Here is a 15,713-nt window from a genome sequence, read left to right on the forward strand (position 1 = left end):
GGTTGCCCCATAGATCATCTGGCGATGATTACTTAATTGCGTCCCACGAAGTCTGGATCGCGTTTGCAACGTCTTCTGCAGAAGCGCCGCCCACGTAGTCAACCATGCCGGTCCAGAACGAACCTGCGCCAACAGCGCCCGGCATCAGGTCGGAACCGTCAAAGCGGAAGGTGGTTGCGCCCTGAAGGATCTCACCTTGCGATTTCAGCGCTGCCGATGCGTATGCATCGTTGTTCACGCCGAGGTGCGGTGTGAGGAAGCCACCCTGAGCCATCATGACTTCTTGTGCAAACGGGGTCTGCAGGAATTCCATGAAGCCAGTTGTCGCGTCAGACGCGTTGGTCACAGCCATCAGAGTACCGCCGCCCAGAACTGGGTTGCCGAGGTCTTTGTCCGCGTAAGACGGGAAGTAGAAGAAGTCAGCATCGGTGCCCACTTCGGTGCCTTCTGGGAAGAACGCAGGAATGAACGAAGCCTGACGGTGCATGTAGCAAGCCGGCGGAGCGTCGAACAGGCCTTTCGGGCTGTCACGGAAGTCGGTGGTTGCAACAGCGCCAGCGCCACCTGCAACATATGCGTCGTTCTTCGCGAATGCCCCGAACTCTTCGATCGCACCGATAACTTCAGGCGAATTGAACGGCAGTTCGTTTGTGGTCCATGCGTCGTAAACCGATGCAGGCTGAGTGCGGAGCATCAGGTCTTCGACCCAGTCAGTTGCCGGCCAGCCAGTCGCTGCGCCCGAACCCAGACCGATACACCACGGGGTGCCACCGTCAGCAACAATCTGATCTGTCAGTGCTTTGAGCTCTTCCATCGAGGTTGGGACTTCGTAACCAGCGTCTTCGAAGTTCTCGGGGACGTACCAAACGAGCGACTTCAGGTTCACGTTGAAGAAGAAGCCAAAGAAGTCGTCGCCAGCACCAGCGTTGTCATAGGTGCCGAGGTCAACCCAAGACTGACCAGCCGCGTAGTTGTCCAGAACCCACTGACGTGCATCAGAACCGAGCGGGGACAGTTTGCCTTGGCTTGCGAGCGACGCAGCAAGACCCGGCTGCGGGAACACTGCAAGGTTCGGTGCAGCGCCTGCTTCAACGTCGATTACGATCTGCTGTTCAAAGCTGTCGGAACCAACGTAGGATACGTCTGCGCCTGTTGCTGCTTCGAAGTATGCAACCATGTTGTTGAAGTAGTCAGCTTCTGGCGACATCCACGGACCAGAGATGGTCACTGTCTGACCAGCGTAGTCGTGGCCAGCAGCGAAATCAGCATAGCTGTCCCAGCTGAATGCACCCTCGCCCTCAGCGAAAATCAGGTGCGCATCAGCGTGAGCCATCGTGGCAGTCAGCGCAATAACAGCAGCACCAGTGTAAAATTTCTTCATGGTTTCTCCTCCCAAGTCCGCCTCTCGGCGATTTGAATGTGATCAATTCCGCCTGTCAAAGTCATCCAAAGCGGTTTGATTGATCATACGATTGCCTCATTAAAAAGGCTCTGTCAATGATTCACCAATATAGCGCTAACAGACCCAAAATCACCTTCGCAACTGCAGAAAATTAAGAAATACACATTAAATTGACGTTAATAGGCAGCGCAGATAGTCTCTGCTTTAAAATTTAAAACCGCTTTGGAAACCGAATGAACCTCAAAGAGCTGTCCACAAAACTCGGATTGAGCCAAACCACGGTGAGTCGCGCATTGAACGGCTACCCCGAGGTTTCCGAAGAAACGCGCGAAAAGGTTCGCCGCGCTGCAGAAGAGCACAACTACCGCCCTAACACACGTGCCCGCAGCCTCGCCACGGGTCGCACGATGGCGATTGGTCACGTTATCCCTGTGTCGACCAAGCATGAGATGGTGAACCCTGTGTTCGGCGACTTTATCGCGGGCGCAGGCGAAGTTTATTCCCGTGAAGGCTACGACATGGTTCTGACCCTCGTCGAAGATAACAACGAGGAAGCCGCTTATCGTCAGATCAAATCTCGGGGATCTGTCGATGGCGTTGTGGTCCACGGACCGCTAATGGATGAACCCCGTATTCCCCTCTTGAAAAAGATCGGTTTACCATTCGTCGTGCATGGACGCGCCACCAATGCGGTCGATCCCTATTCTTGGGTCGATATGAATAACCGTCGTGCGTTTGAACGTGCCACCGAACTTTTGCTCGATCTCGGTCACCGTAGAATTGCTTTGATTAATGGCCTCGAGAGGATGGATTTCGCGTTCCGTCGTCGCGAGGGCTATGAGGCCGCGCACTACAACCGCGGCCTCACTCCCGACCCCATACTGATGTGCAGCCACGAAATGACCGAACTGTTCGCGCATGACACGACAGCGACCCTGCTCAGCCAGCCCAACCCACCGACGGCGTTCCTTGTTTCGTCGATGATCTGCGCTCTGGGTGTGCGTCGCGCAATTGAGGAACGTGGATTGATCATGGGCAAGGACGTGTCTGTCGTCACCCACGACGACGTGTTGTCCTACCTGAGGAACGGCGCTGACGTACCCATCTTTACGGCTACGCGATCCTCTGTTCGTGAGGCAGGCCGAAAGTCCGCAGAAATCCTGCTGCAAATGATCAATGATCCGACCCGCGATCCTGAAACTGTCCTCTTTGAAGCCGAATTGGTTTTGGGTCAGTCCACAGGTCCAGCACTCGTTCGGGCTTAATTCAAACTTGCAGCTTAATCGCTTTGAACACTAAAAGCAGCGAACGCGGGAACGCAGTCGCTCACATCTCGTCCTAGAAAAGGTGCCCTATGGCTCATCCGGTTGATACGCTTTCACTCGTCGCTGACATTGGCGGCACCAATACCCGTGTGGCATTGGCTGATGGTCGAACAATCCTGCCCGAAACAATCCGACGCTATTCGAACGCCGATTTCCCAGGGCTGGAGACGGTGATCCGGCAATACGTCAAAGACGAAAATGGCGTTGATCCCAAGGCCGCTTGTGTGGCCGTAGCTGGGCCCGTTCGCGATGGCAAAGCGACGATGACCAACCTCGATTGGACGATCGACAAGCCCACCCTTGCCCGCGCAACTCAGGCCGAAAATGTAGCCATTCTAAATGACTTACAGGCGCAAGGTCATGCGATTGGTTATATCGACGATGCCAATGTTCCGATCGTTCTGGATGGTGCCAAAGGGAATGAACACGCTGCAAAACTCGTGATCGGCGTCGGCACTGGATTTAACTGTGCACCTGTTTTTGAAACTGACTCTGGTCGGCTTGTTACCCCGTCTGAGGCTGGTCACGCAAACCTGCCCATTCGCACCGACGCAGAACTTCGGTTGTGCAATTTCGTCTCGAACGCACATGGTTTCCCCGCGGTCGAGGACGTTCTCTCTGGTCGTGGCCTAGAGCGCGTTTACATGTGGCTGGGACAAGAGGACGGAACACCTGTTGAAAAGAGCGCCGCTGAAATCATGACCGCTTGCGCCGATGGCAGCGACCCTCGCGCCATAGCAGCCGCCCAGCAGTTCACCCGTATTCTGGGCACCGTGGCTGGGAACTTGTCACTGATCCACCTGCCCTTTGGCGGCGTCTATCTGTCAGGTGGTGTAGCGCGCGCATTCAAACCCTACCTTGATCGGTTCGGATTCGACACTGCGTTCCGCGATAAGGGTCGCTTTGCGGGCTTCATGAGCAACTTCACCGTGCACGTGATCGAGGACGACTATGCCGCTCTGACAGGCTGTGCAGCGCACCTCGTTTCGCATTTCGGTTAACGTGCCGCGAGCTCTGCCTCAACGGTGCGTGTGAGATCAGCCAGCGAAAACGGCTTCGTCAGAAATACAGACGGCCCGACATCCGCAAGATGGTCGGTAAAGGCATCTTCTGCGTAGCCAGAAACGAACACAACGCGGGTCTTGGGGCGCATTTTACGCGCCTCTTTGACCCAAGTTGGCCCGTCTATGCCGGGCATCACCACATCTGACACAAAGACATCGACGACCAATTCGGGATCTTCAAGTAGCGTCAGAGCCTCCTCGCCGTTTTCGGCCTCCAACACGGTAAGTCCTTTCATCTGCAAGGCACGCGTCGCAAAGGCGCGCACTGGGGCTTCGTCCTCGACGAGCAATACAACGCCTTTGCGTGGTGCAGTCCTCGGCTTTTCTGTGACTTGGAGGTGTTGCGTGTCTGTCACCGCACCGTCGAAATGCGGAAAATAGAGTGAGAATATCGACCCAACATCGGGTTCGCTTTCAACGAAGATAAACCCGCCTGATTGCTTCACAATCCCATATGCCGTCGAAAGCCCCAGCCCAGTGCCTTCGCCAGGCTTCTTGGTCGTGTAGAACGGCTCAAAGATCTTTCCGATTTTTTCGGGCGGAATTCCATGGCCTTCATCAATCACCTTGATTAGCACGTAATTTCCAGCGGGCAGACGCGCGTGATCCCGTTCCAGCCGCTCCGCCAGCGTCACGTTCTGACTTTCAACCCGAATGTGCCCGCCACCCGGCATCGCATCCCGCGCGTTCACAACAAGGTTCATAATAACCTGTTCGAGCTGTCGTTTATCGGCACGAATGGGGTAGAGATTGTCCTCTTGTGACAAAACCAACTTGATACGTTCGCCGACAAGACGATCCAGCAATTGCGTCATGTTCATGAGAACACCTGACAGATCAAAGACCTCGGGGAGCAACGTCTGCTTACGTGAAAATGCGAGGAGCTGAGATACCAAACCTGCCGCACGGGTCGCATTTTCTTTGATCTGACTTAGATCGTCGAAATCCGCGTCACCCTCCCCTCGTCTCATTAAGAGCAACTCGCAATGCCCTGAAATTGCAGTTAATAAATTATTAAAATCATGCGCCACACCACCAGCGAGCTGACCAATGGCTTGCATCTTTTGGCTCTGAACAAACTGCGCTTCGAGCGATTTGAATTCTGTCATGTCGTTCAGAACCGCAATCAACGGGCTATCAGGCTCGCGTCCCGTTGGGTGCAGCGCAACCTGCACAAAGAAGTCCTGCCGATCACCTTTCCCTCGCAAGAATTCGCGGGTGTTAAGGCTTCGCAAAGCCGCGACATCAGCCAGCCAATCTGTAATCGGACGCCCTAGCCCCTCGAGCCGATCAGACAGCCGCGTGCCATCGGTGATCTGCCCACCTAATAGCGTTCGGGCTTCTTGGTTGGCGAACAGGATTTCTCCGGTTTGTGCGACCTTGAGGATCGGTACAGGCAGGGCATCGAGTTCCCCAAAATCGGCGAGGCTACTCTGGTCAACTTCGGTTCGATTTACGTTATCGGCCCATTTCACACCGCGTTCGGTCGTAAGGGTCCATAGGAACAAGTTCTCTGGCAGAGACGTCGCTGAAAACTGCGCGGGAACACCCTTAAGTAGAAATTCATGATGAGCGCGCCCAAGCTGACGAGCCTCAGCGTTCAGACGCAAAATCGTCGCAGTAGGGCTCGCAAATATCTGGGACACGTCAATTGATTGCGCGGCCATGTTCGAATGCTTAATCGAACCGTCTATCCCAATCACCCACGTCGGTTCGCTCGCCGATACAATTGGCGCTATTGTCGCCAAGGTACGACGCTGCGCATACCGCCTTAATGCACTCCAAATACCCATAAAAATGACGGTTAAACCTATCGCACCGCCGCATAGGTACCCGAACAATGTTACCTTCGGCTCAGTGACCCAGCCAGCCAAAGAGATTGAGAGTATTGCAATAGACGCCAAAGCGAATAGCCCAAGGGGTCCATCAATGCGTGCGGAACCTGTGTGCACACCGAATTCTCCTAATGATCGGGTGCACCATGTCAAAACTTGGTTAACGCACCCTTAATACGAGAATGACTGTGGCGCGAAGCAGGATCCAATACAACCTTTAGTGGTTATCGCGATAGGCTTACCAGGTAAAAACCGTCGTGTTGTTCGGTTGGACGCAATTGCATTTCGTCAACGACGGCCCACTCTGGATGATCGGCGAGGAACCCATCAATGACCTTACGATTTTCAACGCTGAGAACAGAACAGGTTGCATAAGCCAAACGACCACCCTGCCCGACATGTGTCATCGCAGTTTCTAAAATCGACCGTTGTATCTTGGTTAGCTCTGTCAAACGGCTCTCAGTCAGACGCCATTTTGCATCGGGGGTCCGACGCCACGTCCCACTTCCACTGCATGGTGCATCGCAGAGAACGAGATCAAAAATCCCGTTCGGTCGGTTCGTGGTTTTAATGCGAGTTCCAGCGCGCGCAGCGCGGGCGGGAATATCTTTCATCCGTCCAACGTCGGCGTCATGGGCTGTCACTTGAGCGCCAAACGCGGCGAGAGCGAGGGACTTACCACCGCCGCCCGCGCAATAGTCCAAAACGGTTTGATCAGCAGTTACGCCCAAACGTTCGATGGCCATTTGCGATGCGGCGTCTTGAAGTTCGATATGCCCGTCATCCCAAAGCCGCGTTTGTTGTATACGGCGCGCATTGCCCGTGACGACAATCGCGCCCTCGACATCAGGATGCGCATGGGCGTCGATGTCGTCGGATTGCAGAGCGCTGAGGACCTTTTCAACCGTGCTACGCAAACGGTTTACGCGCAGGAAAACCTGTGCGCGGTCTTGTTGTGCGACTGCGATGCTCTGCGCATCGTCCCCGAAATCGGTCACCAACTGCGGCCAAAGCCATTCTGGCCAGTCCGCTTGGGCGTCTGGCGACATTGCGGACGGCGTATAGGTCAGTTCGTCGTCAGACAAGCGCTGCGGCGCATGTCCTTCACCCGAAAACACATCAGACAGATCAGCGCCCTGCTGACGCAAAAGGCCGATCATCCGACCACGACCCGTTTCAGCGCCACCGAGGGCAGCTGTGCTCCGCCAACGACGGAGAACATCGAATACATGGTCACGAATGGCCGCACGATCTTTAGATCCCGCAAAGCGCGACCCGCGCGCCCATGCGATCAGGGCAGCCTCAGCAGGCTGCCCCCCTTGGATTTTATCCAAAACCTCAATCGCCGCAGCAACGCGGGCCGCCGGTGTCATCAGCCGATCCGGTAGTTCGGGCTTTCACGGGTGATCTGAACGTCGTGCACATGCGACTCTTTCAGACCTGCGCCAGTGATTTTAACGAAAGAACAGTTCTTATTCATCTCAGCGACGGTGGCGTTCCCCGTGTAGCCCATCGCAGCACGAAGACCGCCAACCATCTGATGCAGAACCGTTGCAACGGATCCTTTGTATGGAACCTGACCTTCGATACCTTCGGGGACGAGCTTGTCGTTTGCCGCGTCTTTTTGGAAGTAACGGTCCGCCGAACCACGCGCCATCGCGCCGAGCGACCCCATACCACGGTAGGATTTGAACGAACGGCCTTGATACAGGATCACCTCACCTGGGGATTCATCGGTGCCTGCGATCATCGAGCCGACCATCGCACAGGATGCACCTGCTGCGATCGCTTTGGCGAAGTCGCCAGAGAACTTGATACCGCCGTCAGCGATGACAGGCACATCTCCTGCCGCTTTGGCACAATCGTTGATCGCGGTGAGCTGCGGCACACCGACGCCAGCAACCATGCGGGTGGTGCAGATCGAACCCGGTCCAATGCCAACCTTGACAGCATCAGCACCAGCGTCGATCAATGCCTTTGTTGCGTCAGCGGTCGCGACGTTACCAGCGATGATTTGGACATTGCTTTCCGCTTTGATGCGCCGCACGGCATCGAGAACACCCGCAGAGTGGCCGTGTGCGGTATCGACAACAACGATATCGACGCCCGCATCGATCAGCATCATCGACCGTTCAAAACCAGCGTCACCAACAGAGGTCGCCGCAGCCACACGAAGGCGACCGAGCTCATCTTTGCATGCGGTTGGGTTCAGCACCGATTTCTCGGTGTCTTTGAGCGTCAAAAGACCAGTCAGTTTGCCGTTTCCGTCAGTGACCAACAGTTTTTCGATGCGGCGCTGTTTCATCATGTCGATGGCAGCGTCCCGATCAACAGGTTCGCGTAGAACGGCGAGGTTGTCGAAGGTCATCATTTCAGAGACGAGCGTTGTCTCTTCAGAGGCAAAGCGCATGTCGCGGTTTGTCACGATGCCAACAACGTGGCCTTTTTCATCAACAACGGGGAAACCAGTGAAGTTATACCGCTCCACCAACGCCTTTGCATCGGCGAGCGACTGATCGGGGCGAAGCGTAACGGGGTTGTAAACAACGCCAGATTCAAAGCGTTTCACACGGCGCACTTCGCGTGCTTGTTCTTCGGACGACAGGTTCTTGTGGATTACGCCGATACCGCCCGCTTGCGCCATCGCGATCGCCATACGTGCCTCAGTAACAGTGTCCATTGCAGAGGACAAAAGCGGGATGTTCATTTTGATCCCACGTGTCACAAAAGTGCGCGTATCAGCAGTTGCCGGCAGCACCGATGAGGCCGCTGGAACCAGTAGTACGTCGTCGAAAGTGAGGGCCTCGCGAATCTCCATCAGGGTGCTCCATGGAATAGCTTCGTTTGGCGTTTCCCTATTACATGGATGCGCCACGGGGAAAAGGGCAAAGGCCCGAGAATGACCGCAAAAATGCGTGTCAGGCCATCGGTGTCATCAGTTCGACCGTCTCACCATCGCGGACAGCTGTGTAGAAACACGACCGACGGTTGGTGTGGCAGGCAGGACCCGTCTGGCGCACTTTGACCAAAATGCAGTCGTTGTCACAGTCAAAGGTGAAATCCACCAGTTCTTGATGGTGGCCAGAGGTTTCGCCCTTGATCCAGAACGATTGGCGGGACCTCGACCAGTATGTGACCTTCCCCGTCTCAAGAGTTTTTGCAACAGCCTCAGCGTTCATCCACGCCATCATCAGCACGTCGCCAGTTTCCACATCCTGCGCAATCGCAGGAATAAGTCCGCGATCATCATACTTTAGAAGGGATGGATCGAATTTCATCGCAGGTATCCTATTGCTGTCGCGGTTCGCGCCCTATTTACTGCACAGACGTTGAAAAGGAAAACCCGCCCGTGTCCGATAATGCAGAATTGGTGAAGCTCTATTCCTCGCGCATTTTGGCGCTCACGGCAGACATGCCGTTCACGGACCGCCTGCCTGATGCAGATGCCACGGTAAAAAAACGTGCGCCTTTATGCGGGTCTACGGTCACTGTGGACGTAAAAATACAGAACGGCGTTATAAGTTCCTTCGGTCAGGACGTTAAAGCATGTGCATTGGGTCAAGCCTCTGCCGCGATCCTCGGGGGAGCGGTCATCGGGCGGACCGTCGCGGAGTTAGAGGCCGCACGGGACGAATTGCGCGCAATGCTGAAAAATGATGGTCCCGTTCCGCAAGCGCCTTTTGATGGGTTGGAGGCGCTGCTGCCGGCTCGGGACTACAAAAACAGGCACGCGTCGATCCTTCTGGCCTTCGACGCTGTCGTCGAGGCGGCGCAATTAGCGCAGGCACAAAAAGAGTAATTCGCCGACTCCCTTGGGTGTCGGTTCGGGCACCGGGAGGACGCATGTTGCACCGAAAAAGTTCAGCGCAGTTAGCTGACACGCCATCGACGGGGTTTGATGAAATCACCCGCGTCGGCACCAAAATGGCGTCTGATGTCGTAGATATCGCAGGCTTCCTCGACAGCGTTGGCGAGCTGTCCAGCCAGCAGCTTGGTGAAATGGAAGGCCTTCAATCGCGGGTCAATCACATCATGCATGCCAACAGCGCCATGCAAGAAGCGATCAGGCATGTCGCGACGATGGCCGAGGCGAATTCTGAAGCGCTTCAGCTCGGCATTGCGAGTTTCCGCACCAGCCGTGAAAGCAGTGAACAGGTGGCAAATTGGGTGCGGTCCGTTGAAACCCGCATGACGGCGGTGGTTCAAACGTTGAAATCCGTGGAAAGCTTGAACCGCGAGATCACGTCGATTGCCCGTCAGGTGAACATCCTTGCCATCAATGCCAAGATCGAAGCCGTCCGTGCGGGCACGCATGGCCGTGGCTTTGCTGTCGTAGCAGAGGCCATCAACGAGTTGTCCCGCAACACTGGAATGGCCGCAGAGTCAGTCAGTGAAGGTGTCACAGTTCTTGCCAAGAACTTTGCCGAACTCAGCAACGAAACCACCGCCATGCAGGCCAGCGCGGCAAAAGTGATCGCGGACACCGAAGACACGAACCAAAAGATCACGACCGTTGCGGACCAAATGCAGGAAACTGTTCGCACAGCGGGAACCATGCAAGCCGACGCCGAAGTCATCGCAGACGCCATCGACACCTTTGGCCCCGCCTTTGAGAAGATCGCCAGCTCTGCCCAAACGACGACAGACGGTGTGCAGAAAACACGCAGTCGTCTTCATGCCTTGGTGGATGATAGCGAAACCGTTGTACGCCTGAGCGTTCTGGCCGGGGGCGCGTCTGAGGATCAGAAATTCATTGATCACGTCGTGCAAACCGCTCGGGACATCAGCGCCGCCTTTGAGGACGCGATCAAGAAGCGGGTCATTTCCGAAGCGGAACTCTTTGATCGAACATACCTCCCCATCCCTGCAACCAATCCACAGCAGGTCATGTCGCGCTATACGCGGTTCACGGATGCCGTTCTGCCGAAATTCCAAGAGCCCGCGCTGAAACTCGACCCTCGTGTGGTGTTCAGTGCGGCTGTAGATGATCGTGGCTATCTTCCAACGCACAATCTCAAATTCTCGCTCCCGCAAGGACCTGACGTCGTTTGGAACACAGCGAACAGCCGAAACCGCAGGATTTTTGATGACCGTGTCGGCCTAAAGGCTGGTCAGAACCGAGAACCCTTCCTCATGCAGGTCTATCGCCGTGATATGGGCGGTGGCGAGTTTGTGATGATGAAAGATCTCTCTGCCCCGATCACCGTGAACGGTCGTCATTGGGGTGGCCTCCGCCTCGCCTATAAAATCTGACAACCAAAAGAAAACCGCCGCACGTCACAAAGGACGGCGGCGGAGAGCGGTGTTTCGCGTGGGACCCGTATCCGGAGAAAACGGAAAAGAGGCAGGACTCCGTTTGACCAATTTGGACAGGCAGTGGTCGACGTCAGAAGTTTGGGACAGGACGACAGACCGGAACGGCGCGAAACACGAGGGCAGTTGATAGGCAGGTTACAAGAACGCAGGCAGCGTGAGACCAGCATAGAGGATCACAACCAGCGACACCGCGCCGATCAGATCGGACAGAACAGTCACGGGCGACCGGCTCAGTACGGCTTTGATATCTTTAGCCATGTTGATTTCTCCTGCTGCGTTAACCTTGTTGCTTATTTGTTCTCATATGATTCCGATTCAATCAAGAACTTTTTGAGAACATTTGCGAACATTCAGGGGAACATCAGGTTAACCCACTGAAATCAAACGGATCGCTTTATCCTGTTCCATGAGCCAAAGGAGAACACGCGCGGCTCTCCCTCGATCAGATTCCAACTTTGGATCATCCAACAGCAGCTTTCGCGCATCTGCCTGCGCCGTCTGCATCAGCGCCGCCTGTCGTTCCAAATCAGCAATCCGAAACCGTGGCAAACCCGATTGCGCGGTGCCGATCATGTCACCCGCGCTGCGAATGGCGAGGTCTTCTTCGGAAATACGGAACCCGTCCTCTGTCTCGCGCAGAATTTCCAGCCGCCGTTTGCCGCTCTCGGTGAGGGGCGGTTGATACATCAGCAGACAGGTCGAGGCCGCAGAGCCTCGCCCTACTCGCCCGCGTAATTGGTGCAACTGCGCGAGGCCAAAGCTCTCTGCCCGCTCGATCACCATGATCGACGCGTTTGGCACATTCACGCCCACCTCGATCACCGTGGTCGCAACCAGAACTTTCGTCTCGCCAGCCACAAACCGCGCCATCGCGGTATCCTTTTCTGACGGCGGCATCTGGCCATGCACCAGCCCGACAACGCCATCGCCAAAGGCTGCGCGAAGACGTTTGAACCGCTCTTCGGCGGCGGTCATATCGCTAACCTCCGACTCTTCGACCAAGGGGCAAACCCAATAGGCCTGACGCCCCTCGGCCACAGCGCGGCGCAATCGATCGACCACCTCATCCATCCGCTGCGTGCTGACCAACGCCGTTTGCACGGGCGTGCGCCCCGGTGGCTTTTCATCCAGCACCGACACATCCATATCGCCATATTGTGCGAGCGCGAGGCTGCGCGGGATCGGCGTCGCGGTCATCACCAGAACATCGACAGCCGTGCCTTTGGCGCCCAGTTCCATCCTCTGCGCCACGCCAAAACGGTGCTGTTCGTCGATTACCGCGAGCCTGAGATCCGCAAACTCCACATCCTTTTGGAACACCGCATGGGTGCCGACCAAAATCCCGATGTCCCCATTTTTCAACGCGGCCAATTTAGCCTTACGCTCATTGCCTTTGTCCCGACCCGTCAGAATTTCCAGCACGACACCTGCGCTTTCGGCCAAGGGTCGCAATCCCTCTAGATGCTGGCGCGCCAAAATCTCGGTCGGGGCCATCATGACGCCCTGCCCGCCCGCTTCAACCGCGATCAACAGCGCCATCAACGCAACGAGGGTTTTCCCTGATCCGACATCGCCCTGCAGCAATCGGTTCATACGAGCCCCATGCCCCATGTCGTCAGCGATTTCGTCAATTGAACGCAGCTGCGCATTGGTCGGTCGATATGGCAATGCAGCTAAGACCTTGGACCGCAGCGCCCCATTGCCGCGATTCACTTGCCCCTTACCCCGCCGCACCTGCGCCCGCGCCAGCGCTAGTGTTAGTTGGTGCGCTAAAACCTCGTCATAAGCGAGCCGTTGTCGGGATTTATCAAAGGGCGACAGATCCGTGGTGGATTGCGGATTATGCGCCGTCTCGACTGAATCGCGCCAATCAGGCCAGTTTTCGCGAGCTTTTAGAGCTGGATCGATCCACTCGGGCAGAACGGGCGAAAGACTCAATGCGGCCCGACTGCCTTTGAACATCAGCTTTTGCGTGATGCCAGCGGTCAGCGGATAGACGGGTTCAAAGGCGGGAATGCTGTCGGCGTCATCTAAGGAAAGCACGTGATCGGGGTGAACCATTTGGCCCACACCGTCGAAAAACTCGATCTTACCTGACACAATCCGCCGCGACCCAACGGGTAAGATTTTGGTCAGATAATCGCCACGCGCATGGAAGAACACGATCTGAAACGAGGTCTCGGCATCCTCCACCGTTACCCTATACGGACGGCCCTTTTGACGGTTCGGCGTGTGCCCCGTAACCTCTACTTCAACCGTCACTGTCGCGGGCGGCGTCACATCGCGGATGGATCGACGCCGATGCCGATCCACACCCGATTGTGGCAAGGTAAACAGCAAATCGCGCGGCGTTTTGATCGCAAGGTTTTCAAGATGCGCAGCCGTTTTAGGGCCGATCCCATCGAGCCCAGTCAAATCACCGAACAGCGGCCAGAGTATTTCGGGCCGACCGCTCATGCGTCCCCAATCAAAGCGAGCCAACCGTCTTCGTCGATGGTTTCTATGCCCAGTTCTTCGGCCTTTTTTGCCTTGGACCCTGCACCTGGACCAGCGACCAGCAAATCAGTTTTCACACTGACGGAACCCGCCACCTTCGCGCCCAGCGATTCCGCTCGCGCCTTTGCCTCTGCCCGCGTCATCTTCTCAAGCGACCCCGTAAAGACGACCGTCTTACCCGCAACAGGACTATCGGTTGAACGTTGTTCAGGCGCTTGAATGTCTAACTCGGCAACCAATCGGTCAATGACGGCACGCTCTTCGGGTTGAGACAGAGTGGTGATCAAGGAGACCGCCAAGACGGCCCCGATCCCGTCAATTGATGTAAACTCATTCCACGCCGCAAGCGCCTCTTGAGGACAATCCGCCCAAACCTTATCCCGCGATTTCTTAATATTCGCCCGACGGCCTTGCGCCTCTGCCAGCGCGCGTTCTTCGGCTTCTGCCTCCTCAGCCAAGACTTCACATTGAGCGGCAACGCGTGCCGCATCGGCCGTGCGAACCAAAGCATCCCAAGTTACAAAATGACGGGCAAGATCGGCACCTGCGACCTCACCAAGATGTCGAATGCCGAGAGCAAACAAGAACTTTCCAAACGGTATTTTTCTTTTTTGTTCAATCGCTTCAAACAGCTTATTCGCGCTCTTTTCACCGAAACCATCACGATTTTTCAATCGCGCCAAATTCTGTGCGTCCCGTTTCGCGAGCGTGAAAATATCGGCAGGTTCATTGATCGGTAGCACCGGATCATTGTGGAACATTTCGATCTGTTTTGCGCCAAGCCCTTCGATATCAAACGCCCCACGCGATACGAAATGCTTGAGCCGTTCAACAGCCTGCGCAGGACACACCAAACCGCCCGTGCAACGCCGAACCGAGTCGCCCTCGTCGCGGATCGCCTCTGACCCACACTCAGGACAGACATGAGGGAACGCAAACGGCTCTGCATCATCGGGACGTTTCGCCAAATCAAGGTCGGCAATTTTGGGGATCACATCGCCTGCGCGGTAGACCTGCACCCAATCACCGATACGAATGTCCTTACCATCGCGAATGGGGTGCCCATTGCTGTCACGGCCCGCGATGTAATCCTCGTTATGGAGCGTGGCATTTGACACTACGACCCCGCCCACAGTCACGGGCTGGAGGCGCGCCACGGGTGACAAAGCCCCCGTCCGACCAACCTGAATGTCGATCGCCTCAAGCCGTGTCCACGCCAGCTCTGCTGGGAACTTATGCGCAATCGCCCAACGTGGCGTTGTGGATCGGAACCCCAAGCGGCGCTGAAAGTTCAGATCGTTAACCTTATAAACCACACCATCGATATCGTAGCCGAGCGTCGCACGTTGGGCCTCAATATCGCGGTAATGGCTGATTATTTCCTCGATCGTCGAACACAGTCGCGTAAGCGGATTTACCTGAAATCCCAGCACCTTAAATCGCTCTATTGCATCAAACTGCGTCTCACCGAGCGGTTCACTGACCTCACCCCATGCATAGGCAAAAAACCGAAGCGGACGGCTGCGTGTGATCTCTGCATCGAGTTGTCGAAGGCTCCCTGCGGCCGCGTTTCGCGGGTTCGCAAAGGTTTTCCCACCTGTCGCAGCGTGGCGTTCGTTGAGCGCCGCGAAATCCGCGTGGCTCATATAAACTTCGCCGCGGACTTCGATCACGGCTGGTGCGCCAGTGATATGATGCGGAATATCAGAAATCGTCTTGGCGTTCTCGGTGACGTTTTCCCCGACCTCGCCGTCGCCTCGTGTCGCCGCCTGAACCAAAATCCCATTTTCATAGCGGAGCGACAGTGAAAGCCCATCAATTTTTGGTTCAGCCGTGTAGGCGATCACCTCATCCGTGCCGAGATATTTCCTCACTTGTTCATCAAAATCGGCGACATCTTCGTCATCAAATGCGTTCGACAAGGACAGCATTCGAACAGCGTGGGCGACTTTGCCAAAACCATCGCCGACAACCGCACCAACTTGCTCTGACGGGCTATCTGATCGTTTGAGATGAGGAAAACGAGCCTCAATCGCAGAATTTCGCTGCTTGAGCGCATCATACTCCGCATCCGAAATATCTGGTGCATCTTCAGTATGATAGGCCGTATTTGCCCGCGCCAATACATCGGCCAGTCGCGCCAATTCCTCGACGGCTTGATCACTTGTAAGCTGCTCTACCGCGATTATCGCTGTGGCCGATTGCGTCACACTCTTCCCCATCTTCTGCCAAGGCTGAAAACAGCCTCAGCAATGTTCTAGGGGTCCACCTGTCA

Annotated in this window: 12 protein-coding genes; 4 read left to right on the forward strand and 8 right to left on the reverse strand. The window is 55.8% G+C overall.

Annotation, left to right across the window (positions count from 1 at the left end; all coding sequences use genetic code 11):
* Nucleotides 1-28 precede the first annotated feature (28 nt).
* A complete protein-coding gene (locus tag BSK21_RS06875) occupies nt 29-1,381 on the reverse strand; it encodes an ABC transporter substrate-binding protein (RefSeq protein ID WP_067545185.1) in 1,353 nt (450 codons plus the stop codon).
* A 254-nt stretch (nt 1,382-1,635) separates the two neighbouring features.
* Here BSK21_RS06875 and BSK21_RS06880 point away from each other — a divergent pair, with 254 nt between their 5' ends.
* Both BSK21_RS06880 and BSK21_RS06885 read left to right on the forward strand, forming a co-directional pair.
* A complete protein-coding gene (locus BSK21_RS06880) occupies nt 1,636-2,667 on the forward strand; it encodes a LacI family DNA-binding transcriptional regulator (protein ID WP_067545188.1) in 1,032 nt (343 codons plus the stop codon).
* 89 nt (nt 2,668-2,756) lie between these two features.
* The gene (locus tag BSK21_RS06885) at nt 2,757-3,728 is read left to right on the forward strand and encodes a glucokinase (RefSeq protein ID WP_067545191.1); all 972 of its coding nucleotides are present in this window, start codon (nt 2,757-2,759) and stop codon (nt 3,726-3,728) included.
* Here BSK21_RS06885 and BSK21_RS06890 read toward each other — a convergent pair.
* From BSK21_RS06890 to hisI, 4 genes are all read right to left on the reverse strand, one after another.
* Nucleotides 3,725-5,437, reverse strand: a complete 1,713-nt coding sequence (locus BSK21_RS06890) for an ATP-binding protein (RefSeq protein WP_367639635.1) — start codon at nt 5,435-5,437, stop codon at nt 3,725-3,727. The genes BSK21_RS06885 and BSK21_RS06890 overlap by 4 nt on opposite strands.
* Nucleotides 5,438-5,850: 413 nt before the next feature.
* The gene (locus BSK21_RS06895) at nt 5,851-6,999 is read right to left on the reverse strand and encodes an RsmB/NOP family class I SAM-dependent RNA methyltransferase (RefSeq protein WP_067545197.1); all 1,149 of its coding nucleotides are present in this window, start codon (nt 6,997-6,999) and stop codon (nt 5,851-5,853) included.
* A complete protein-coding gene (gene guaB, locus BSK21_RS06900; protein WP_067545200.1) occupies nt 6,999-8,444 on the reverse strand; it encodes an IMP dehydrogenase in 1,446 nt (481 codons plus the stop codon). The genes BSK21_RS06895 and guaB overlap by 1 nt, the downstream gene beginning before the upstream one ends.
* Nucleotides 8,445-8,544: 100 nt before the next feature.
* Entirely contained in the window at nt 8,545-8,904 is a 360-nt protein-coding gene (hisI, locus tag BSK21_RS06905; protein WP_067545202.1) for a phosphoribosyl-AMP cyclohydrolase, read from the reverse strand.
* A 71-nt stretch (nt 8,905-8,975) separates the two neighbouring features.
* On the opposite strand from hisI, the gene BSK21_RS06910 reads away from it, so the two are divergent.
* Both BSK21_RS06910 and BSK21_RS06915 read left to right on the forward strand, forming a co-directional pair.
* Entirely contained in the window at nt 8,976-9,425 is a 450-nt protein-coding gene (locus BSK21_RS06910; protein WP_067545205.1) for an iron-sulfur cluster assembly scaffold protein, read from the forward strand.
* A 44-nt stretch (nt 9,426-9,469) separates the two neighbouring features.
* Nucleotides 9,470-10,879: a methyl-accepting chemotaxis protein gene (locus BSK21_RS06915; RefSeq protein ID WP_067545208.1), complete on the forward strand. Its 1,410-nt coding sequence runs from the start codon at nt 9,470-9,472 to the stop codon at nt 10,877-10,879.
* A 198-nt stretch (nt 10,880-11,077) separates the two neighbouring features.
* Here the strand turns inward: BSK21_RS06915 and BSK21_RS16225 are convergent, their stop codons facing one another.
* The 3 genes from BSK21_RS16225 to ligA all read right to left on the reverse strand — a co-directional run bounded on the left by BSK21_RS16225 (nt 11,078) and on the right by ligA (nt 15,648).
* Nucleotides 11,078-11,200, reverse strand: coding sequence for a hypothetical protein (locus BSK21_RS16225; RefSeq protein WP_290245694.1), 123 nt, complete (start codon nt 11,198-11,200; stop codon nt 11,078-11,080).
* A gap of 108 nt (nt 11,201-11,308) precedes the next feature.
* Nucleotides 11,309-13,399, reverse strand: a complete 2,091-nt coding sequence (gene recG, locus BSK21_RS06920; RefSeq protein ID WP_067545211.1) for an ATP-dependent DNA helicase RecG — start codon at nt 13,397-13,399, stop codon at nt 11,309-11,311.
* Entirely contained in the window at nt 13,396-15,648 is a 2,253-nt protein-coding gene (gene ligA / locus BSK21_RS06925; RefSeq protein ID WP_231924652.1) for an NAD-dependent DNA ligase LigA, read from the reverse strand. The genes recG and ligA overlap by 4 nt, the downstream gene beginning before the upstream one ends.
* Between the last annotated feature and the right edge of the window lie 65 nt (nt 15,649-15,713).

This window comes from Marivivens sp. JLT3646 (assembly GCF_001908835.1).
Lineage (GTDB): Bacteria > Pseudomonadota > Alphaproteobacteria > Rhodobacterales > Rhodobacteraceae > Marivivens > Marivivens geojensis.